The 23454-nt window shown below is 39.8% G+C and carries 23 protein-coding genes; 9 read left to right on the top strand and 14 right to left on the bottom strand.

Annotation, left to right across the window (positions count from 1 at the left end; genetic code table 11):
• Positions 1–18: 18 nt before the first annotated feature.
• From H5181_RS08280 to speA, 7 genes are all read right to left on the bottom strand, one after another.
• On the bottom strand, positions 19–369 hold the full coding sequence (locus tag H5181_RS08280; RefSeq protein WP_011637171.1) for a DUF3802 family protein: 351 nt from the start codon (positions 367–369) through the stop codon (positions 19–21).
• Positions 370–451: 82 nt separating this feature from the next.
• A complete protein-coding gene (locus tag H5181_RS08275) occupies positions 452–1027 on the bottom strand; it encodes a YceI family protein (protein ID WP_041412905.1) in 576 nt (191 codons plus the stop codon).
• Between the two features lie 50 nt (positions 1028–1077).
• A complete protein-coding gene (locus H5181_RS08270) occupies positions 1078–1575 on the bottom strand; it encodes a YaiI/YqxD family protein (RefSeq protein ID WP_011637169.1) in 498 nt (165 codons plus the stop codon).
• The gene (pdxH, locus tag H5181_RS08265) at positions 1575–2213 is read right to left on the bottom strand and encodes a pyridoxamine 5'-phosphate oxidase (protein ID WP_011637168.1); all 639 of its coding nucleotides are present in this window, start codon (positions 2211–2213) and stop codon (positions 1575–1577) included. Before pdxH ends, H5181_RS08270 begins: the two co-directional genes overlap by 1 nt.
• 102 nt (positions 2214–2315) lie before the next feature.
• Complete coding sequence (locus H5181_RS20980; RefSeq protein WP_011637167.1) at positions 2316–2438, bottom strand: hypothetical protein; 123 nt, start codon at positions 2436–2438, stop codon at positions 2316–2318.
• 357 nt (positions 2439–2795) lie between these two features.
• Positions 2796–3725, bottom strand: coding sequence for an adenosylmethionine decarboxylase (locus tag H5181_RS08260; protein ID WP_182750753.1), 930 nt, complete (start codon positions 3723–3725; stop codon positions 2796–2798).
• Between the two features lie 246 nt (positions 3726–3971).
• Complete coding sequence (gene speA / locus H5181_RS08255; protein ID WP_059745387.1) at positions 3972–5882, bottom strand: biosynthetic arginine decarboxylase; 1911 nt, start codon at positions 5880–5882, stop codon at positions 3972–3974.
• 586 nt (positions 5883–6468) lie between these two features.
• Between speA and H5181_RS08250 the strand changes: the two genes are divergently transcribed.
• The 4 genes from H5181_RS08250 to H5181_RS08235 all read left to right on the top strand — a co-directional run bounded on the left by H5181_RS08250 (position 6469) and on the right by H5181_RS08235 (position 9828).
• The gene (locus tag H5181_RS08250) at positions 6469–7302 is read left to right on the top strand and encodes a S1 RNA-binding domain-containing protein (RefSeq protein ID WP_011637164.1); all 834 of its coding nucleotides are present in this window, start codon (positions 6469–6471) and stop codon (positions 7300–7302) included.
• Positions 7303–7407: 105 nt separating this feature from the next.
• Entirely contained in the window at positions 7408–8061 is a 654-nt protein-coding gene (locus H5181_RS08245) for a YceH family protein (protein ID WP_182750752.1), read from the top strand.
• A gap of 37 nt (positions 8062–8098) precedes the next feature.
• Positions 8099–8932 carry an ABC transporter permease gene (locus H5181_RS08240; RefSeq protein WP_182750751.1) on the top strand — a complete coding sequence of 278 codons (834 nt, stop codon included), beginning with the start codon at positions 8099–8101 and terminating at the stop codon, positions 8930–8932.
• On the top strand, positions 8929–9828 hold the full coding sequence (locus H5181_RS08235) for an ABC transporter ATP-binding protein (protein WP_123883434.1): 900 nt from the start codon (positions 8929–8931) through the stop codon (positions 9826–9828). The genes H5181_RS08240 and H5181_RS08235 overlap by 4 nt, the downstream gene beginning before the upstream one ends.
• A gap of 631 nt (positions 9829–10459) precedes the next feature.
• Here the strand turns inward: H5181_RS08235 and H5181_RS08230 are convergent.
• The 3 genes from H5181_RS08230 to H5181_RS08220 all read right to left on the bottom strand — a co-directional run bounded on the left by H5181_RS08230 (position 10460) and on the right by H5181_RS08220 (position 12576).
• Complete coding sequence (locus tag H5181_RS08230) at positions 10460–10666, bottom strand: cold-shock protein (RefSeq protein WP_011637160.1); 207 nt, start codon at positions 10664–10666, stop codon at positions 10460–10462.
• 255 nt (positions 10667–10921) lie between these two features.
• Complete coding sequence (gene rlmA / locus H5181_RS08225) at positions 10922–11743, bottom strand: 23S rRNA (guanine(745)-N(1))-methyltransferase (protein WP_011637159.1); 822 nt, start codon at positions 11741–11743, stop codon at positions 10922–10924.
• 26 nt (positions 11744–11769) lie between these two features.
• Complete coding sequence (locus H5181_RS08220) at positions 11770–12576, bottom strand: hypothetical protein (protein ID WP_011637158.1); 807 nt, start codon at positions 12574–12576, stop codon at positions 11770–11772.
• Positions 12577–12743: 167 nt separating this feature from the next.
• Here H5181_RS08220 and sbcB point away from each other — a divergent pair, with 167 nt between their 5' ends.
• From sbcB to H5181_RS08195, 5 genes are all read left to right on the top strand, one after another.
• On the top strand, positions 12744–14159 hold the full coding sequence (gene sbcB, locus H5181_RS08215) for an exodeoxyribonuclease I (RefSeq protein WP_182750750.1): 1416 nt from the start codon (positions 12744–12746) through the stop codon (positions 14157–14159).
• 45 nt (positions 14160–14204) lie between these two features.
• On the top strand, positions 14205–15101 hold the full coding sequence (gene cdd, locus H5181_RS08210; protein ID WP_102036479.1) for a cytidine deaminase: 897 nt from the start codon (positions 14205–14207) through the stop codon (positions 15099–15101).
• Between the two features lie 451 nt (positions 15102–15552).
• Complete coding sequence (locus H5181_RS08205; protein ID WP_182750749.1) at positions 15553–18729, top strand: YdbH domain-containing protein; 3177 nt, start codon at positions 15553–15555, stop codon at positions 18727–18729.
• A 63-nt stretch (positions 18730–18792) separates the two neighbouring features.
• A complete protein-coding gene (locus H5181_RS08200) occupies positions 18793–18951 on the top strand; it encodes a YnbE family lipoprotein (RefSeq protein WP_081430160.1) in 159 nt (52 codons plus the stop codon).
• Between the two features lie 15 nt (positions 18952–18966).
• On the top strand, positions 18967–19299 hold the full coding sequence (locus tag H5181_RS08195) for a YdbL family protein (RefSeq protein WP_123884549.1): 333 nt from the start codon (positions 18967–18969) through the stop codon (positions 19297–19299).
• A 45-nt stretch (positions 19300–19344) separates the two neighbouring features.
• On the opposite strand, the gene H5181_RS08190 is transcribed toward H5181_RS08195, so the two are convergent.
• The 4 genes from H5181_RS08190 to H5181_RS08175 form a co-directional block, all read right to left on the bottom strand.
• Positions 19345–19749 (bottom strand): hypothetical protein, encoded by a 405-nt coding sequence (locus H5181_RS08190; RefSeq protein ID WP_059745016.1) that lies wholly within the window; start codon positions 19747–19749, stop codon positions 19345–19347.
• An 18-nt stretch (positions 19750–19767) separates the two neighbouring features.
• Positions 19768–20379: a GNAT family N-acetyltransferase gene (locus tag H5181_RS08185; RefSeq protein WP_123884559.1), complete on the bottom strand. Its 612-nt coding sequence runs from the start codon at positions 20377–20379 to the stop codon at positions 19768–19770.
• A gap of 163 nt (positions 20380–20542) precedes the next feature.
• Positions 20543–21166, bottom strand: a complete 624-nt coding sequence (locus tag H5181_RS08180) for a 2OG-Fe(II) oxygenase (protein WP_041412891.1) — start codon at positions 21164–21166, stop codon at positions 20543–20545.
• Between the two features lie 228 nt (positions 21167–21394).
• Positions 21395–23197, bottom strand: a complete 1803-nt coding sequence (locus H5181_RS08175; RefSeq protein WP_011637097.1) for a SulP family inorganic anion transporter — start codon at positions 23195–23197, stop codon at positions 21395–21397.
• Positions 23198–23454 lie beyond the last annotated feature (257 nt).

The following is a 23454-nucleotide window of genomic DNA, read 5'->3' as shown; positions in this document are numbered from 1 at the left end:
CGGCCAGTTGTAAAACGTTTATTGCAATAAATGATCAACTTCTTGATCGAATAAATTTTTAATCAGTCCAGAAAATTCAGTAATAAAGATACTCTGTTCAGGGGTGGCTTGTTGATTGGAGACAGAGGCTAAAATCTCTTCTAAATCATATACAATTGCGTCAATTTCGCGGATCACCATATTACGCTGTGCGAATGATAATTGCGGGTTTTGACCACATACCATGATGATTTGAGCAGATAACTGCTCTTCAAACAGTTCCATGACGGTTTCCGTTGCAGCGGCATTATTCTGGGACGACTCAAACAGCCCTAAATGTTCAGTTAAATACTGAATTAAATGCATGTATCCGTCTTTGTCAGTAACCATTTTATACCACCCTTATTAAAAACTTCTTAACAACAAATGGCTCTCAACCTGATGATTGAAAGCCATTAACAACCACGTATAACTATTGCGCTAAGGTTAGCACAAATGACACTGGCACTGCTAAGCTGATGCTCGGCAATCCCGCCATTTCTTTAAGTTTTTCGACACCGGACACTAAATCAAATTCATTTGCTTGAACAATTACTGGCGCTAAACTTGAAATCACCATTTTCTTGTCAGACAATTTAGCCACTAACACTTCAAAACTTTTCTGTTGTTTCTGACCATGTAATTTTATGGTCGCCTCAACTTGAGTCGTTAACGTGTCACCGACTTTTAATCCAGCTAGCAATTTCGGATTAACTACCGCATCCAAAGTTAACTTTGGAAATTGTGCAACTTCAAATAATACCGTCTGCATCCGTTGATCACGAATTTCTATTCCGGTATCAACACTGCTTAAATCAATCGATAGAGAAAAGGCACCTGCATCCGTTAAAGCACCTGCAACTTGTTTAAAATGATGCACTTCGGCAACATCGGCCTTCTTAATCGAAATGAAGCTCACTCGAGAATGATCTTGATTGACTTGCCAATCGCCTGCCATCACTGATGTACTCAGCAAGCTCGCGGCTAATAATGGTAACCATTTTTTCATCATAAAGTCCTTTGTATAGAAAGTCAGATTAAGTATAGAGTAATCTTTGGTTATATCTTGCTGGGGATCAATCTCGCCAGCCATTTGTCCAACGCTTGTGCAAATGCATGTTTATCCGTTTGCGAAAAACTATTCGGACCGCCAGTATGGATTCCACTGCTGCGCATTTCTTCCATAAAGTCACGCATCGTCAGAATCTGCTTTATATTTTCAGCGGTATACACCGTACCACGAGGGTTTAATACTAATGCGCCTTTATCAACCGCATCAGATGCCAGAGGAATATCAGCAGTAATCACTAAGTCCCCTTTCACTACTTGTTCCACAATGTAGTTATCTGCTTCATCAAAACCCGAACTCACCCTTATCATGCTAACTAATGGTGAATTAGGTACGTTAATCATTTGATTGGCCACTAACACTAATCGAACTGATTTACGCTCAGATGCCCTAAATAACATCTCTTTAACTGGGTTAGGGCAAGCATCAGCATCAACCCAGATTTTATTGGTTATCACCGCAAAATGCTCCACTTCATTAACACTCATTAAGGTGCCAACCGATCAATATTCCAATCCGCATCGGTTTTAGTGTAAATAAATCGGTCGTGTAACCGATGTTCACCGCCCTGCCAAAACTCAATGCTGGCTGGTCGCACTAAATATCCACCCCAAAACTTAGGTAATGGAACCTCACCTTGGGCAAATTTAGCTTTCATTTCAGCAAATTTACCTTCTAGAGCCTGCCTTGCGCTAATCTTGCTTGATTGTTTAGATACCCAGGCAGCGATTTGGCTGTCTTTTGGTCTAGACATAAAATATTTAGCCACATCCAACATCGATAATGGCTCCGCTTCCCCTAATACAGCCACTTGACGTTCTAGTGGATGCCAGGGAAACAGTAAACTGATTTTACTGTTAGTGGCAATCTGTTTTGCTTTGCGGCTTTCTAAATTAGTAAAAAATACAAAACCGTTATCATCAAACTTTTTTAGTAACACAATACGCTGAAAAGGTTGGCCATCTTCGTCCACCGTCGCGACGCACATGGCCGTCGGGTCAGAAAGTTGGGCATCTTTTGCCTGTTGCATCCATTGTTCGAATAGATCCATTGGGTTAACAGGCAAATTCGCTCGTCTTAATCCACCTTGGGTATATTCACGGCGAATATCACTTAAATCACTCATATTGGCTCCTCATTAAACCTTTCTGTATCTATTCTACGCTGAGCCGACACAAAAAAGCCAACGTCAACTCGTTGGCTAATGTGTTTAATTACAAAGTTGAAATTACTTTTTAATTAAGCCTTTACCTTCAGTCCAGATGTGTAGCATTTCAAGGCACAGTGCTACTTCAGCAAGAGCGGTAATATATATAGAATTGTAAGACGGTGCCACTTCAACAACATCCATGCAGACAACGTTTATACCGAGTAGACCACGAATATCATCATCACTTTATTGCTAGATAATCCGCCACAAATAAGCATAGCTCTTTAAGGTGCAAATTGGGGTCTAAACAACCATTGACGGTAGCGGCTTCAACAATACTTTTACTCAGGCTAAAATCTCAAGGCCAACGGTTTTTCACCAGAGCCGCCGGTTGTTCCCTATGAAAAGGTAAACCGATCACCACAACGTCTGCGTCAGACTCGGTTGATTTAAAACCGAGCGATTAGCGTAAATAGCTTAATGCGTTTGAATAAAGCGGATAATCAGTTTTTTGCAAAAGTAGTCATAAACGATCCAAAAGCAGGCAACTGCAGGTAATTACAAGAGTGTCGGGCTTAGCACTTCTAAGCCATTTTGCTGATAGTGGCTGAAGTGTATGTTGAAACCTTGCTCAATTGTCATCGCGCAATGGCTTAAACACAAATAATGTGGGAAAGGCTTGTTGGCAATATGACTATTAAAACCAATAATGTCGCAGCTATTAGGCTGTAATAATCTCACCAGTTCAGCAAAAATATCAACCTGAGTTGAGCTGATATCAATGTTAGTTTCAACACTCACATAAGAGCTATTTTCTTGTGGCGTAATGTGTATTGTAAAATATTCAGTACCGCGAATACCGTTGATTGAATAACCTAACGGACTGAATAAATGCTGATCAACACTAAAACCATTAAATAATTGTTGCAGTTGCAGCATCTGACTAATTTGAATAGTTGATTGCTGATCGCCTCGTAAATAATCAGCCACTGTCCCACTAATATGGTACATCAGTAATTCATTGGTGGTATCAAGTCGACTGGCTTGATAATGCTTATCGGTGGTAAAAATATAATGATGATGACTGTCTAAATGCCCCATTCGATAGGCCTGCCCTGCAATAAAATGCCTTAATCTGAGCACATCATCGCTAAAAGAGCTGGCTTGTAAATGAGCGTAATATTCATTTTTACGTTGATAACATACGTACGCAATCGCTTGTTCGCCTAAATGTTCAATGCAGTAACAAGCTGATTCTGCCAACGTGCTAGCTCCGCATGTGAGCATTACAATACGATCATCCCAGACAAATAAACTCGATTCACTCAGTAAATAAGCATCACAATATTCATTACTTATTGACGATAAAATGTCTGCATTTGAGGCAGCCACAAGCTTCAGCCAAAATGTTCGATCTAAAGATCGTAATTTAGGCGCTGATGCATTCACAATTATCTCTAATTTTTTTTCTGAACCTTCAAAAAACATGTGTTACTACTCAGCATCCATTCAAATTAGAGATGTTTGTATTAAGATGTAATGTAAATGCTCAGGCTAGCTTTATTCAAGGTAAAAACGCAGTTTTAGTGGTTCAAATGAGCATTTTTCAACGATGAAATACCTATTAATGGTAACTGTCTGAGTCGTTACACGTATCTTAGCAACTTAAAAGCCTAGCAACCTGAGGTCACTAGGCTTTTTAAATAACAAGTTAACATCACTTAGTCGATAAGATTAAAAATCTTCTAAGTAAGTGTAACCTTTAAGCCCTAACTGTAACTCTTCTAGAATGCTAGCACGCTCATCTTCAACAATATGTTGATTCACAAGCTCTTCATAAGTGCGCATAAAGTCAACCGCATCTAAGTTTACATAACGTAAAACGTCAGCTACCGTATCGCCTTCTAAAACAGATTCAATCTGGCTTAATCCACGCTCATCAATACGCACAACCGCAGAGTTGGTATCACCAAACAAGTTATGCATATCACCCAAGATTTCTTGGTATGCGCCAACCATGAAGAAACCAATCAAATATGGGCTATCGGCGCTCCATGCTGGGACTGGCAACGTGGTTTCAATGCCTTGACCGTCAACATATTGATCAACAATACCATCTGAGTCACAGGTAATATCTAACATAACCGCACGGCGCTCTGGTGCTTTATCTAAACCCGATAACGGCAACACAGGGAACACTTGATCAATACCCCATGCATCAGGTAATGACTGGAATAAAGAGAAGTTAACAAAAAACTTATCGGCTAACTTTTCATTTAATTCATCAATCACTGGGCGGTGATAACGGTTATTGTTACTTAATAATCCCTTCACTTCATGGCAAACACGTAAATTAGCTTGTTCAGCCCAAGCTCGGTCAGCCAAACTTAATTGACCCACAGCAAACAATGAATGTGCTTCAGAAATATCACTCTGACTATCATGATAAATTTCAATAATCGCACGTTGATCATATCGACCGCTGATTTCTAACCAAGATTGCCACATATTGTGGAGCAATTGCGGCGCATCTTCACTTGGTTCCTGAATATTTTCTGGTTGATACGCTTCAGTACCAATAACATCAGTAATTAACACCGCGTGATGCGCCGTTAAATGGCGACCAGATTCAGAAATAATACGCGGCATTGGTTGCTCGTACTCATTACATAAATCGGTTAATACGTTGACGATATTGTTGGCATACTCATTTAAACCATAGTTCATTGAGTTATTGCTTTGGCTACGAGTACCGTCGTAGTCAACCGCTAATCCGCCGCCCACATCGAAACAGTCAATGCTGGCACCGAGTTGGCGCAATTCACAGTAAAAACGACCGGCTTCACTTACGCCTTGGCGAATGTCGCGAATGTTGGCAATTTGCGAACCTAAATGGAAATGTAATAACTGCAGAGAATCAAGCATATTAGCACTTTTCAATTCAGCTATAACTTTCAACACTTGTGCAGCAGACAAACCAAATTTAGACTTTTCACCACCGCTGGCTTGCCATTTACCTTTGCCCTGGAACGCCAAACGCACACGTAAACCCAAGCGAGGTGTAATACCAAGCTTTTCAGCTTCAATTAGTACCATTTTAAGTTCTGACATTTTTTCCAGAACGATATACACCTTATGGCCAAGCTTTTCGCCGATAAGTGCTAAACGAATATATTCTTTATCTTTGTAACCATTACATACAATGACTGAACTGGCTTTTTGTGCCATCGCAAGTACAGCCATTAACTCTGGCTTACTACCGGCTTCAAGTCCTAACTGAGGGACTTCTTTAGATTTTTGGCTAGCTAAAATTTCTTCAACTACCGTTTTCTGTTGGTTTACTTTAATGGGGTAAACTAACAAGTAATCATTTTGATAATCGTACTTTTTAATAGCATCATTAAATGCTTCGCATAAACTTTCCACTCTATGGTGTAAGATTTGCGGGAAACGGACTAATACCGGTAACGAGACGCCTGCTTCGACCATACTTTTGGCTAATTCATTTAAGCCAACTTTATGATCAGGATTTTGTGGGTTAGGTGACACAGTCACCTCGCCATCTTCACGAATACCATAAAAACCTTGGCTCCAGTGAGTCACGTTATAACCCGAGCGAGCATCTTCGATAGACCAATCAGACATAATTATTTTCCGTATTTGTATCAAAGTTAGCAGTTAACCAAAAGTGGCTTCTGCTTGTTAAAAATTCAGATAGCACAATAAGGCTATCCAAGAAATAAAATGGTTTATCCAGCACTATGATTATGGCTGTAAAACCTGTGACAAACAAAATAAAGGCACTATACGTTGGCCCAATATCATATCGTCATTGTTATCATGTTTCGCATCTACTTATAGTAAGCATCTTACGCAGAAATTCATAAAGCATGCAAATTTTAGCTGCTGGACATCAATTGGCAGCTGTAACAAGTATTTTACTGATTAAGCCTGCAGTTAGTTCACTTTTTAATTGATAACCAACCACATTTTCAGCCTTTATAAAAACGGCGCAATTAAAACCTGCAATGGTGTGTAATGCAAGTTAATTACCGATTAATTACCATAAAAAATCATCTACAATCGTTGCCAGAAACCTCAACAAACAAGGTGATAAGCCTAAATGATTTTCGATAGCGATTAATTGGCACAACGTGAGCTTAATTTACGTGTATAATTACGTGTTTTTCCTAAGATCATCTTTTCATTTTTAATTAAAGTAGAGTCATTCATGATACAAATCGGTAAACGTTATTCATTAGAAGTTGTTAAACAAGTTAATTTTGGGGTTTATCTAAATGCTCAAGAGCTTGGACAAGTCTTGCTTCCTAATAAATTTGTCCCTACCGGTTGTAATGTCGGTGATATGGTAGATGTGTTTCTTTACCTAGACTCTGAAGACATTGTGATTGCTACCACCCAAAAATCGTTAGCTCAAGTGGGTGAATATGCTTATTTAAAAGTAATCGCCACGGGCCCATTCGGCGCATTTTTAGATTGGGGCTTAGACAAAGATTTATTACTCCCGTTTGGCGAGCAACATAAACCGGCCGAAGAAGGCCACTCATACTTAGTTTATGTCCATGCTAACCATGCCGACGAACGTATTATGGCATCGTCAAAACTGGATAAGTTTGTCGATAAAACAGAAGCGCATTACACCGAAGGTGAACAGGTTAACTTAATCATTGGTGGCACTACAGAGCTAGGTTACAAAGCCATTATTAACAACCTGCATTGGGGCGTAATTTACGCTAACGAAGTTTTCCAAAAATTGCGATTTGGTCAAAAAGTAACTGGTTATATCAAAACAATGCGCAGTGATGGCAAAATTGATCTTGTGCTGCAAAAAGGTGATAAAGACGAGCTAGATAAAAATGCCCGTTTGATCATTAATAAATTGCGAAGCGCTAATGGTTTTTTACCACTACATGACAAAACTGATGCTGATGTCATTTATGACAAACTCGGCATGAGTAAAAAAGCCTTTAAGAAATCAATTGGTGGTTTATTTAAAGCAGGTGAAATCACTATCGAAAGTGAAGGTATTCGCCTAACTGTGTGAACAATAATCGATTAGCCTCGGTAAACTAGTCCAATCCTTTGAGAAAAAGCATGCCTCTGTTATAAAAGTAATAGAATCATGCTTTTTATTAAAAGGATACTGTGTATGGAATTAACCTCACTGGAAGCTAGAGTTATCGGATGCTTACTCGAAAAAGAACTCACCACTCCTGATCAATATCCTCTGTCATTAAATTCACTCGCCTTAGCATGTAATCAAAAAAGCAGCCGCGAACCAGTGCTATCCCTGAGCGAGTCTCAAGTAAAAACAGTATTAGACGATCTTACCAAAAAACGCTTACTGAGCGAGCAATCTGGTTTCGGTAGTCGAGTCGTAAAATATAAGCATCGCTTTTGTAATACTGAATTCAGTGAATTGCAGTTAAGCAGTGCTGAAGTAGCAATAATTTGTGTGTTGTTATTGCGCGGTCCACAAACACCAGGCGAACTCAAAACTCGCACTAATCGACTCCACGAATTCGCTGATGTATCACAGGTTGAAACAGCATTATTGGCATTAAGCCAGCGTGAAAAGCCTTTAGTGGTACAACTTGCTCGAGAAGCGAATAAACGTGATTGCCGCTTCCTTGAGTGCTTTAGTGGCAACGTTGATGACTATCATGTGAACAGTAGTGATGCCATTGTCGTGTCGAATCACACTCAACAAACGTTACAGCAAGACTCTAAGATTGTAGAATTAGAACAAAGAGTTGAGTTGCTAGAACAGAAGCTAGCGCACTTAGAGTCGCTATTAAACTAATTAACGCTTTCCGAAACAGCTAAGCAAGGAAAAGTATATGGACCGTACCGCCTCTCCATCGACACTGACTCATATTTGGTTATTAGCAAAATATGAGCTAACCAAACGTTTTACAAACAAAAGCGGCATGATTTCTTTAATCGCCTTTATGTTAATTTGGGCTATTTTATTGTTGTACCCTATCAAGAGTGCATCTGAATTTATTATGCAGCCAAACTTTAAAGACTTTATTGAAGCCCTCTTTGGACCAGGAAGTTTGCGCCATCTGTTCGAATGGCCAGTTGAAGAGTTTGCAGTGTTCTGGTTAGCTGCACTGTACCTTTTTCCCATGTTCAGTATTTTTATTGCCGCAGATCAATTTAGTTCAGATAAACAACGTGGTAGTTTGCGATTTCTAACCTTAAGAGTCAGTCGTTCAAGTTTATTTTTTGGTCGTTTCTTAGGGCAAATGTTTATCCAATTGATGTTGATCATCTTAACGTTATTGGCAACCATCGTATTAGCATTATCTCGTGATATATCGTTGTTATTGCCATCAATAACAACTAGCTTAATCGTAATGGTTAACCTAGTAATCGTATTATTACCCTACACTGCTGCTATGGCTGTACTGTCATTACATGCAAACTCAGCAAGACAAGCCAGTATTTTTGCGGTTATCTTGTGGGCTGTAGTATCAATATTTATTGCATTAATTAATATGAATTTCCCACAATTAAGCTGGTTGAACTGGATGCTGCCTGGTTCGCAAATAGGCAATTTGATCAATACTCAAGGATTAGGCTCATTTGTATACGCTCCCATTCCATTACTGCAAACTGCGGTTATTTTATTTGCTGGTAAAGTCTTAATGAGTAGGAGTGCACTATGAGTATCATTCAATGTGACAACCTTTCTAAACAATACGGTAATAAACTTGCGCTCGACACTGTATCGTTAACGCTTACACAAGGCGCTCCTATAGCATTAGTTGGCCCCAATGGTGCCGGTAAAACAACGCTGTTCAGTTTACTCTGTGGTTATATCCAACCAACCAGTGGCAGTATTAGCATTTTAGGCCATAAACCCGGTAGCAAAGCGTTACAAGGGCTATTGTCGGCATTGCCTCAAGATGCAGCATTGGATCCTAATTTTAGTATTGTGTCGCAACTTCAGTTTTTTGCCCAATTACAAGGCATGACAGCAGCGGCAGCAAAGCAAGAAGCATTAAGAGTGCTCACCCTTGTCGACTTAAGTGACTCAGCAGAGGCTAAACCTAAAAGTTTAAGTCACGGCATGAGTAAACGAGTCTCTATTGCCCAAGCTCTAATGGGTTCTCCTAAAATTGTGTTACTCGACGAACCAACAGCGGGACTAGATCCTGCCAATGCGAAAAAGATTCGTCAAATTGTCAAAGAGTTATCCGACCATACAACTTTTGTGATCAGCTCGCATAACCTTGATGAACTTGAAAAGTTATGCGACCAAGTTGTCTATCTAGAACATGGAAAATTGCAGCAGTCGGTATCAATTAAAGCCAACCAAGCGACTGACTTTATTACGCTGACAATGAAACAATGCGACATGGACAGCCTTCATCAGCAGTTATTAGGTCTTAACGATATTATTGAAGTAAGGCGTATCGGTGATGAGCAATATGTTATCGAGTACCAGAAGCAATCCAGCTTTGCCATTGAAATTCAGTTATTTGAACTGTTTACTGCTAACCAGTGGCAATATAAAGCAATACTTAAAGGCCGAACCTTGGAAGAAACCTTGTTTTCTTAACTCACAAATATCAATCGTTCTGTCACTGATGTTAATCAATACTGATATCGAAATGAAAATGACTCACGACTTGGTATTTTAATTAGACGCACAATGCCGTTGTTTTTTAATTTGTGGTTAACACCCCTTGCTAATAAACAATGGTATAACCCAGTAAAACTGGGTGGCAATATCATCCAATAATATAGAAGCTGTATTATAGAGAACTCTTTCAAGCAACAATGTACTTATGACGGTAATGAACCACAAATAGTCCTGCACAAAAAAACTCGAAAAATAAAACACTAAAAACTGCAAACATAAACGGTAACACCAGCTTAGTGTAAATACCTTGCATTGGTTGTCATCCTTTCAGGTGATAAACTATGTACAATTTGCTTAAGCTATTTTACTCACAAATGACAAACTTCACGAGAAACCTCTAATGGTGAGTAACTAGGTATAAATGAAGCGCTCAAGGACGTTTTACAAAACTGGAAAGTGGAAAGTGGAAACACGAGTGAAAGTAACGGGGATGAGATAGACAATTAGCGTGATGATAACTGCAGATAAAATAAAAAAAACACAAAAAAAACTGCAGCAATTAATTGCTACAGTTTTAAATCTTTTAACACTTAGCCGAAGCTAAATACTAAACGATTGAAACGTTCTCAGCTTGAGGACCTTTCTGACCTTGAGTCACAGTGAAAGAAACTTTCTGACCTTCGTCAAGAGTTTTGAAACCGTCTGAGTTGATAGCACGGAAATGAACGAATACGTCTGGACCAGACTCTTGCTCAATAAATCCGAAACCTTTATCAGAGTTAAACCACTTAACAACACCAGTAACTTGAGACATAATATAAATCCTGTAAAAAAAAATAGTTAAAGCCTTAACGGCAGTAAAGCTGGAAAATGCCGGTATTACTTATGTTTACAGGACGAAACTGTTCGTATTGATAAATATAAGCCCAACCTTCAAGCTGAGTAAACTATAAACCATTTTCGGGATAAGTCAACAAACATCAACCAAACAATGGTATTTAATTAGTGTCATGACAAAACGGTTTATCTTTGAGCATCAAATAGTTATTTATATCAATTATCTGATCGTTTATTGTTCGCGTTTATGAATTTCGATTTTAAAATCTATCTCACACTCGAGCCCTTGCTCTATTATCTGAGACTTCTGTGAATCACTCAATTTCCATGCGTAAGGTGTCATATTAAGGAAATGATCAATATCTTCCGCACGAGTTAATGTTAATGAATAGGCTAACGCTTGGTGTCCTAAGTAAGTAAAGCCATCTAACACCATAGGCTCTTGTGGATGCAATTTGGGTTCACTATAAATTTTCTTTTTTAACGCATAGTGATGCATCGGCCCAGGAGAAACGGTAATGAGTATTCCGGTTGGTTTTATCACCCGCTGTAACTCTTCAATTTTAGACGGCGCATAAATACGTATCGCTAAATCAAAACTGTCATCAGCAAAAGGCATTTCAAATGCACTTGCCACACAAAAATGTAACCCAGAATAGCGTTTAGCCGCATAGCGAATGGCAGACTTAGAAATATCTAAACCATAAAACTCACTCTGGGGGTTAACCACAGATTGCAACGTTTCGAATAATCGATGACTGTAATACCCTTCGCCACAACCTATATCGAGCACCTTAGTAGCATCTCCAGCAAATTCTAGCGCTAACTGATTTACTTTGTCGCTTAACGGTTGATAAAAGCCTTGATTAAGAAACTCTCGTCTAGCGATCATCATTTCTTTGTTATCACCGGGATCTTTAGTTTTCTTTTTTTGTACAGGCAGTAAATTAACGTAACCTTCTTTAGCACAATCAAATTGATGGCGCTGTTCACATTGCCAAGAATTTTGTTGTTGTACTAATGGTGCGCTACAAATAGGGCAAATATAAGACATGGGTGGGCTCTAGAGTTACTGAAAAATTAAAGATCGTCATCACACAGCTTATTGACCATTTCCGACACGTCTTTAGGGGCTAAAAGTTCAAAACAATCCAATTTACGTTGTAATTGTTCATTATTAAAAAATTGTTCATTAGACGAGCGGCCTAAATTTGAACGCTCTAATGACTGATGATATGTCCGTAATAACCATTGATGCTTATTTTGCAATAAATGATCGAGTTTTAGTAGCTCAGTTGAGACACCTGGATGGATTTTGCCCGACTCGCCCCGAAGATAATCACGTAATTCTCGTCGAACTTGCTCTAACTCACTTATGTGAACCGCAAGCATGGTAGAAGGCTCATCATAATCAAACTTACGTCCTAATATCGCTTTAGCCATTACTAGGGCTTGAGGTTCACTCAATATCCGCAAGTCATTTTCTAACGTCACTAGTTCAAAACGGGCTTCGGCAGATACGCTAAAATGAACATCTCCATCAGCGTGAATATTAATCGTCACTCCATTTCTGAGTTGCTCAATACACACACGTGGAGCAACTCCCATTGAAGGATATAATTTAATCCCCTGCCCCACGAATCGTGGTTGAGTCGGCGTTTTAATATTTGTTGGTGTATGCTCAAAAGCAAAAGTCAAAAACGGTTGGACACGTAAAATGAGTGTTGTTTGCTTATGCTCAACTTGACTAACCACAAATTCAACTAAAGGATTACTCATCGTTGATAGTACTAATAAATCACTCACACTGTCTGGTAAACGAAGTGTCAACGCCGTCGGTTGAGTTATTTCACTAACACTTGGTTGAGTAAATACATGATGATGCATACAATATTCCTTTGTTACTTCAGTAAATTGTAACCAGCAAATCCACATTAGTCATCAGTAAACAAGGTTATATTAGAAAAATCATATTGAAGGCTACCTCATTATCATTTTTTTATGCTGATAAATGTTAACATTGTTCTAATCGCGAAAAGGATCTTATATTTACTATGGCTAACGCAATTCAACCCACGTTATTCTGGCACGATTATGAAACATTCGGGGCAAACCCAAGCAAAGATCGTCCGTCTCAGTTTGCGGGTATTCGAACCGATCTAGAACTCAACATTATCGGCGAACCTGAAACCTTTTATTGCAAACTCGCGCCTGACTATTTACCGTCTCCTGAAGCCATATTAATTACGGGGATAACCCCTCAACTGGCCAACCTTAAGGGTGTACCAGAAGCTGAGTTCATGAAACGTATTAATACGTTATTTAGCCAACCCAACACCTGTGTTGTGGGTTATAACTCATTACGTTTTGATGATGAGATCAGTCGTTATGGTTTCTATCGTAATTTTATCGACCCTTATGGGAGAGAATGGCAAAATGGTAATTCTCGTTGGGATATCATTGACTTGGTTCGGGCTTGCTATGCATTTCGCCCAGACGGAATTAATTGGCCAAAGAAAGAAGATGGCTCACCGAGTTTTAAGCTCGAGTTGCTTACCCAAGCGAATGGCTTAAGTCATGAAAAAGCCCATGATGCCATGTCAGATGTTTATGCCACTATAGCAATGGCTAAATTGATAAAGCAGACACACCCAAAGTTGTACGAATACTATTTTAATTTAAGACGTAAACAAGCAGTTGCAGACCATATTGATGTCCTAAAGATGCAACCTTTGGTTCATGTCAGTTCAAAGATTAGTGCGTTACAAGGCTGTACTACATTAATTGCGCCTGTTGCGTATCACCCAACTAATAAAAATGCGGTGATATGCATTAATTTGGCCATGGACATCTCACCATTATTAGAACTATCAGCTCAAGAAATCAACGACCGCATGTATACATCGCGTCAAAATTTAGCTGAAAACGAGCTCGCGATACCACTCAAACAGATCCACCTCAACAAGTGTCCTTTTATCGGTTCGCCAAAATTACTTGACGACGAGGTAGCTGAAAAATTACAGTTTGATAAAGCATTCGCACGTGAGCAATATAAACGCTTAAAAAACCATCCAGAATTGCGCGAAAAGCTTAACCAAGTATTTGAGCTTGAATCAGATCGTAAAGCGATAACCGATCCTGATTTAATGCTATATAGCGGTGGATTTTTCAGCCATGCTGATAAAACCAAAATAGACATTATTTGCCATACCGCACCACATAATTTAGCGGCATTAGCATTGCAGTTTGATGATCCACGGATCAATGAAATGTTATTTCGTTTTCGGGCACGTAATTATCCAGAAACATTAAGCGACAGTGAAGCCCGTAAATGGCGAGATTTCTGTCAACAACGCTTATCGGATGCCGATTATGTGATTAAACTCGAAAACCTGGTTGAAGAAACCAGCGAGAATGAACACAAACAAAAGCTATTAAAAGCCCTATATCAATATTTACAGTCGTTATAGTAAATTTTATTTTTATCCAATTTATTTCATCTAAGGATTAAGGGAATGCAAAATCGTTTTTTAGAGAGCATTACTCAACTAGACAAGCCTTTGGCCAATGCGCTGGTACCATTATTACATGACCAATTTTGCGGTCATATTGATGCAAGTCAATTTGCAGGCCTAGTTAATGCAAGTGGTAAAACAGAGCAACAAGTGCTTATGGATTTATTACCTATTGCCGCAGCACTCGCTAACCCACCGATAAGTGAGTTTTATGTCGGCGCTATTGCAAAAGGTAGCAGTGGCGACTTGTACATGGGCGCTAATTTAGAATTACCCGGTGAAGCGTTATTTCACAGTGTTCATGCAGAACAAAGTGCCATCAGCCATGCATGGTTGAGCGGTGAAACTGAAATTGTTGATATTATTGTAAATTTCAGCCCTTGTGGTCATTGTCGTCAATTTATGAACGAACTGGTCAATGGCAGTAAGATTAATATTCACCTGCCAAATCAAGAGACCCAAACATTAGCGCATTATTTACCTTATGCGTTTGGACCGTCAGACTTAGATGTGACCGTGCCATTGCTATGTAAGCGCGAGCAAGAATTTAATTGTGATTCAGATGACCCAATGATCATCGAAGCCATTGATCAAATGGGCCTCAGTTACGCACCCTACACTAATAACAATGCAGCTGTAGTATTAGAAACCAACGATGGCGCCACTTTCTGTGGTCGTTATGCTGAAAGTGCGGCATTCAATCCATCAATGCAACCGATGCAAATGGCTTTATCCAATTTAATCCGCAATAACCGTCAATACAGCGAAATAAAACGCGCGGTATTAGTTGAATCATCAGTAGGTAAAATTACCTTGGTCGGCGCTGCTATGGATGCTCTGCATGCAATTGCACCTATTGAGCTTCAACATATGGTTGTAGAGCCATTGCTTGGATAAATAACAGTAACTTATTATCTTGAATGTTAAGATAAATGAAAGGCGCTAATGAGCGCCTTTTTTGTTATGTTTTCTCTGCATAAAACCGAGATTAATAATGTATTATATTTTAACAATCTACAGCTAATACCATGCTAAGCTAATTAACACTTTGATGTGCATAAGATTAAGTTTTCAATGTACATAAGATTAATCCTCTGTGTACACAATATTAAGCAAACAATTGTTTATTGGGCGATTTGATTATTTAACAACCAAAAATTTCAATCTAAAATGACGGTTAATCAACAATCGCTGACACACATAGTATCTCGGTTGAAGATCAGATAATGAATAAAGTTATGACCATGAGCGTGTTAATCAATCTTGTAGTCAAATTCAAATGAAAAAAGCGACATTATTAACGGGCACATCGTTATCCATGAACAAGCAAACATAAAGCGAGTCACTATTGCGCATATCGACCCTTAACAAGATTTCACTCTTTGTTCTGTTTTGTACGGTAGCGTTAGTGTGGGCCATTATTGAAAATGCCAAACCTCTTACGGTCAAAATACTCAACAACTTATTGGCCGACAACCACATAGAAGTGCTTAATTTTGATGCCGAATATGTCTCATTTAATCATATTCGGATCCCCAGATTAGTCTTAAAAATTGAAGACAGTCATATTGCCATCCAAGAGTTTAATCTTGAGCTACGCGACAGCCTGCAAATTCTTAAAAACCAACAAATCAACGCCGACGATATCGTTAGCATCAAAACCCAAAGTGTGTACGTTGATTTAGGTGACAGTTTTTTCATTCGTCAATCACAACAAACTGAAGAATCACCAGCGGCGATGCAACTCAACCTCGCAAAATTACCTACGATTGAGTTAGGTGAAATTAACATTAAGCTGCCAGTGCTGGATAAAGATCTCCCACAGCAACACACTTTAAAGATGGACAAGCTTACCTTGACCCAAAAAGGTCAACTAAATACCTTGTGGCGCTTTAATGATTTCCCGCTATTTAGCCTAGATGCCACCTTAGACAAGCGTGCCTGGCAATTTAACACCCTAGTTGATTTAGGGCTAAGCTATCAAGGACTTAATTCGTTAGAACTGTATTTAAACTTATTAAACAATAAGCAGCAATCACAACAAGTGCAAAGCAATAATATGCTTTATGGCTTGCATAAGCAGCTATTACAACTTCTACAACCTATTCGTCAACAACAAGTCACCATCGAAGGCCAATGGACGGCCAATAGTAAAATTAACTTAATCAGCGGCGAGATGAGCAGCCAGCAATCAATAGACGGTTTATCTTTGCACTCACCACTGTGGCCCAGTGTTTATTTTTCGCCGCAACAACCTGTTAAAGCAATGTTGAATTTGGGCAATTACCCTGTAACGGCTTCACTAGACAACAGTAAAACCACTGATGCCTTCGCAGTAAAACTAGATATTGCACCGCTAAATTATCAACTGTCGCCCTCACAAGACGACAGAAGTAAATTAATTGCATTATTAACTGGTGAGAACGCCAATCAAATAATTCATATCATTGACAAATTAACCCCTAAATCGACTTCTCAGCTAGCCAGCATCGATGTCGATATGGCTTATCCTATTGAAGTCGTTATCCCGCTGCAAAATGATGATCTACCTCTGCAGGTGTCAATTCCTGACCTAAGCGTCAGCATTGAAGGGTTATTGCTCCAAAGCAAATTAAAGCTGGCGCACACCACATTCAATAGTCATCAACAATTTAGCAGTCACTTCGATTGGGGTATGGCATTGTCGACCCTGGAAGCAACAGCCAAGACAGAACAACAGCCAATCAACACACTCGCCGCTGACGATATAACTGTAACGGCCAGTGAGAATGTATCCTTACCAATACCAGTAACCGCAATAGCTCCAAGTCTTATCGATATTAAAGCCTTATTCCCTGAGATCCCGTTAGAGCTGTTGTCTTTGTCTGATGCTAAAGTCAGTCTAGTCGGTCAAATATCGCAGTGGCAACAACATCAACTCGAATTATCATTACTGCCGAGCTCCAGCGTAGCTGTCAACAACACAAGTATATTGCGCAGTATTAACAGTGAGAATGAACAACATACCAAGCAGACCAAAAAAACTTCTGCACAATTGGGAGCATTCGGGCTTGTACTCAATGACACCTCGACCATGTCATTCAAACAAAATAATACTCAACTCAATCTATCTCCGTTTACGCTGCAAATTGGCCAATTGATTGTTCAACAAGCTACTCAAGTGGACAACAGTAAGCTATCGACTACACTGGCCTCGGTTAAAAAAGCCGATATTGCTATCAATCAAGGAATAACCTTAGCGTTACTTCAGGATGAGCCCATCGACAAGTCGCTAGAACGTTGGTTACAAAACCCTGCAACCAACGACATCGCTTGGCGAATCAATAAACTCGATATCACCAAGCAACTAGGAAAAAGTCGCCGTCAACCACTACTTGCACTGGATAAGATTACGGTTACTCAGCAACTCAATTTATCCAAAGGATTACTGGTCGGTAGCGAACAATGGCAACTCGACACCCTTAACTTAAGCAGTTATCACTTACTTAAATTTGCCGATAAAAAAAGCCCATTATCATTAGCTGGCCAATGGACTTTTGATACCGATATTGAAACAGCAATCAAGACATTACAAAAAGTCCAACCCCTGCCAGATAACTTTACAATTCAAGGCCACAGCAAACTAATCGCAGGTTTTGCGTTAAGCGAAATAGGCAACACCAGTCAGTTTGAAATGAAAATTCAACAACAGTTGTCATCTTTGTCAGGTCAATGGGAAGATAAAACCTTTAACGGTGGTGACGTGTTTGCCCAATGTCAATTTAACTGGCAGCAAACTCACGATCGCCCTAATACTCCAGCAGCAGAGAAACACTTTGCCCACAGTCAATTAGTCTGTCCACAAACCGCAATCAGTTTGCAGCAAGCTAAGCTTGGTTTATCGCTAACAAACTTAAATTTGAATGCCGATATCGAACTTAACAAAGACGGCAATAAAGCACCGGCCAATTGGTTACAGCAAGTTACAGGGTTAAGCGAGACCAACATCAACCTTACCGCCAGTGGCGACATGCTTGATGGACGCTTTTTATTACCTGAGTTTGTGCTAAAACTGCATGATAAATCTTATGGATACTTATTATTACAAGGGTTGAGTCTAGAAAAATTCTTAGAAGAGCAACCGCAAGTGGGTGTTAAAGCCAATGGCTTATTTGATGGCGTATTACCCGCGGTACTGGTTGATGGCAAAGTGACTGTTACTGGTGGCAAACTGGCTGCGCGAGCACCTGGAGGATTAATTGAAGTTGCCGGAAATCCTGCAATGGATCAGCTAGAATTATCTCAGCCTTATCTTGGATTAGTCTTTACCGCACTTGAGCATCTTAACTATACTGAATTGTCGAGCTCCTTTGACATGATACCCAACGGCGATGCACAGATTAATATTGCAGTAAAAGGTAACAGCCGTGACATTGAGCGCCCTGTTCACCTTAATTACTCTCACCAAGAAAACTTAATTCAATTATACAAAAGTACTCAGATCGGTAATCAGCTACAAAGCAAAATTGAAGCAAAAGTCCAATAGCAGCATAAAAGGATCGTCCACGTGAAATATTCATCGACATATTTAGTCAGTATCAGCACCATAATGGCATCGTTATGGTTATCAGCTTGTACGCCTACCGTAAAGATAGAGCCACCTGACAAGCCAATTGTCATTAACTTAAATGTTAAAATTGAGCATGAAATTAGAATTAAAGTGGAAAAAGAACTCAATAATTTACTTGAGAATGACGAGTTATTTTAAGCAGAGGTTATCAAGATGAAATCTAGATTCGCTTTAGCCACTGCCGTATGCTTAACCAGTTTATTATGGTGTGCCACTGCTTGGGCAATGACATTGCAAGAAGCCAAAACAGCCAGACTAGTAGGTGAGCAAACAAACGGTTATTTAGGTGTTGTTATTCCATCACCTGAAACACAACAACTAGTACTCACGGTTAATGCCAAACGCAAACACTATTATCAAATCATCGCAGAGAGAAATAAAATTAGCCTTGATAAAATTGCCACTCTTGCGGCTCAAAAAGCGATTGAAGCAGCGGAACCTGGGCATATGATCCAAACACCACAAGGGAAATGGCTAAAAAAATAACCACGAGAGTCACCTCTACGTGGTTATGTCACATCTAACAAACCATTACATGGTCGCCATAATCCAATAATCTAAGCGTTTCTGTGGGTCTGTTACAATCGATTTGCAAGAGTCTTTGTATTTTGACATCAATGCGCCTAAGTTATTCGATCCAGCTAATTTATCAATTTGCTTTTGTTTAGCTGCAACAACATCTTTTTCAACTTGTTCAGGGGCACGGTACTTACCCGCTATCGCCACGGCATCAATTGCGGAGGTTTTTAAACGATCACCCACCGCTTTCATTTGTGGGGCATTCATCGCAGCAATCGCTTCCGAGCTAATTTGATAATACGCTGCACATTCAAGTAGTTCATCAGTGAATGCTTTTTCTGCAGCATCTTCTGCATGTGCAGTTACACTCATGCATATAGCCGACACAGTAAAAACCCACATAGCAGATTTGTTCATGGTTGTTTCCCTTCGTTTTTAGAAATTTGGAGATAAAGTTAACGATTGATAATGCGCTAAACGAGAAGTTAAATACTGCTCAACTTGAGGCCATTCGGTTTCAATAATCGAAAACACTACAGTGTCACGAATAGTCCCGTCAGCTTGAATTTTATGATTACGTAATATGCCATCTTGCTTGGCACCCAATCGTGCAATCGCATTACGTGAGGCATGATTATGCCAATGTGTCCTGAATTCGACCGCGATCGCATCCAAAGTATTAAATGCATAGCGGAGTAATAATAACTTGGACTCGGTATTAATAGCACTGCGTTGATAAGATTTAGCGTACCAAGTGTAGCCAATTTCGAGTCTACGATTAGGTTGGTCCCAGTGGCAAATTCGAGTACAACCAATGATATTGCCAGAAACTTTATCACGCACTGCAAATGCGACCGCTTCACCTTGGTTTTCACAAGCTAAAGCGTACTCAACATATGCTTTCATGCCATCGGCATCAGGGATTTGCGTAAACCACAATTTCCACAACTCGCCATCACTGGCAGCCAGAGTTAACCCAGGAACGTGATCTAAAGACAGTGGTTCTAAGATAACATGTTCGCCCAATAAGCAATCTTGTCTATTAATCCAGCTCAAGTTAACGCTCCTTTTATTAAAAGGTTACATTACCTTAACTGCATATAGATTTACAGCCAGCAACCACAATGTTTTTATCCATAGCGTAAAAACATTGTTCTGTTACTGTTGCTACAACCAATCACTAAAGACCGATCCCTTGCCAACGATAGAATTAAAAACCGTGATTTGCGTTACTCACCCTAAACCAGCCGGCAATACTATTACGGGTTTTTGTGGTCGGCCTGACTTCATGCGGAAAGCGTTCACTTAAAAACAGTACCAAGGTACCAATGTTAGGATTAACGACTTCTAAAGGTGCATCAAACTCATCATAAATGATCAATTCGCCACCATCGCTGTCTTGCCAATCTGGATTCAAGAAAAATACGGTCGATAAAATACGATTTTGGCTGCCATGCAGCGCATCAACATGTTTTTTATAAAAAGCACCAGGCTCATAAACAGCATAGTGACTTTCAAAGTCAAACAGTCCCATAAACAAACGACGATTTAGCCCATCTTTCAATTGGCTCATAATCGATAAATATTCACGGTCGGTATGATCTTGATTGTCTAACCAGCTAATTTTATCCGAGCGAATTTCAGTATTGATTTGTTGTTCAATACCTCGACCAATGGCGGCTTTTTTAAAATCAATATCTTGCTGAGCTTGCATTTTTTCAAGCAAGGCTAAACTTACATAATCAGGAATGATATCAGATAAAAGGATATACCCTTTATCGACTAACGCATCTGCGATCACATCCAGCATTGCTTCACTTACTTGCGAAACCATATATGCCACATCCAACAGAAAGACTACGCTTTTTACTTTACTCAAGGGCACAGAAAGGAAATTAAGGGCCTGATTTTCGAGGGGGCGTCATTACAAAGTATGATTGCCATACCTTGGTTATTTTCGGCGATTTTATAGAATAAAACCGCCATGAACAACATTTATTAAAATCATTAAAATTCATAAACTTAAACTAAGCTAACACACAGTACCAGGTAAACCTAATGGTTAAATTTGACTATGTGTTAATACGGTCTCGGTTGAATCATCGCTATGACTATCATCAAGCTGTTGTGCTTCACAGGCTGCAACATGACTTTGTTGCATCTTTAATGCGAGATATAAATCTGAGCGAATAGTAATACCTTCTTCGCCCGACACCATATCTGTTTGTTCAAACCAGCTAATTAACTGCCGCTTACGCCCTGCCAACACTAAACTGACACCACGCTTTCTTAATAACACATCGATGTCGGTCAACATTGCCATTACGCTTAGATCTAAATGAGTAAAGCAAGGTACCGCATCTATAATCACACATTCGACCGTTTCAAGTTGGTTCTGCCGAGCAAAGCGTTCAAGTAGACGGCGCTTAAAATAGGTAGCATTAAAATAGGTCAACGGAGAATTGAACCGATAAATAAACACACCAGGTACCGATGAGGCTTTGTCACTGCTATCTAAGCTGCGAATAATGCCTTTTGCATCCAGCCCCAACACTTGATCCGTCGGTCGCATAACCGTACGAAGAAACTGAAACAATCCTAATAACACTGCAAGGGTGATCCCAGGGATCACGCCAATAAAAAGTACTGCGAGGAAAGTGGTTAAAGCTAAATAAAACGCTTGGCGATCACGTAAACGTAAGCCCCAAATCGCTTTTAAGTCGATAAGGTGCACAGACGCTATTACTAATACTACCCCGAGCGCTGCGCTGGGAATAAATTCTAACGGCGCGGTTAAAAACACCGCCACTACGGCGATTAACACGGCAGCAATTACCGACACTAATTGAGTTTTTCCGCCGTTAGCATCGTTCACCGCAGTACGAGAATCTGCACCACTCACGGCAAAACCTTGCGATAAAGCGGATGCAATATTGGCTAAGCCTAAGGCTTTAAACTCTTTGTCGGCATCAATGTCGTAACCATTTTTAGCAGCAAAACTGCGCGCGGTCAGCATCATACTCACAAAACTAACCATGGCTAAGTTAAGTGCCGGCATCACTAATTCACGCGCAATACCAATGTTAAACACAGGAGCTTGAAATGATGGCAAGCCACCTGCCACGCTACCAATAACCGCCACATCATAATCGGTTAAATGAAAAGCCCACACCAATGCACCACCTACTGCAATTGCAAACATTGATGCTGGCCATGTCGGTTTTAACCGCTTCATCACAAAATAAACAACCACCGTCAGAATGGCCATCAACAATGTCGGTATGTGAGTTTGTGATAAGTAACTTGGCGCACCACCTAGGCGTTCAAGTAAGTATTTTTCATCAAAGGTAAAACCAAATATTTTCGAGAATTGACCAACAATAATGGTAATGGCAACACCGTTGAGTAGCCCCATCAGAATAGGTTTGGATAAGAAGTCGGCTAACACGCCTAATTTAAATCGACTCGCAATCAAGCACCAAAAACCAGTCATAACGGTCATGGTCATCACTAATTGCCAATGTTTTAGACTGTCGCCAGCGGCTAGTGGCGTCACAACAGCGGCAATTACCGCACACGTTGCAGCGTCAGGGCCAACGATAAGTTGTCTTGAGGTGCCAAATAAGGCGTAAATGAGCATCGGTAACACGCATGAATACAAACCTACTGCTGCATTGACGCCCGTTAACTGTGCGTACGCTATTGCAACAGGTAAAGCGACGGCGGCAACAGATAAACCTGCACGAACGTCATCTTTAAGCCAGCTTCTCTCGTAACGAGAAAAGGTTTCTAAACCAGGCATAAATCCATATAACCGACTCAGCAACACAACAACCTCAATAATAATAAAGTAGGTTGTTATCATAGTTTTATTTCAAATTAATTACGACATATTCACTAACGATAAATAAAACTTCATCCTCAACAAAACGCCAAGCGAGTTAAGCTTGGCGTTTTCGTCACTCATTTATGGCTAAACAAGATGGTTAAACAAGAATAAGTAATACCATTTACATTAAATATGTGATCTAATTGCTCGTCATTTCCTTACTTCAGTATCGATGAATAATCTCAATCTTGCAGCATTAGTTAAATCTGAGAAACGCGCACGTAAACGTATGC

This window comes from Shewanella sp. SG44-2, assembly GCF_014164215.1.
Lineage (GTDB): Bacteria > Pseudomonadota > Gammaproteobacteria > Enterobacterales > Shewanellaceae > Shewanella > Shewanella frigidimarina.
The sequence above is the reverse complement of the archived record's forward strand: the minus strand, read 5'-3'. Positions and strand labels throughout refer to the sequence as shown.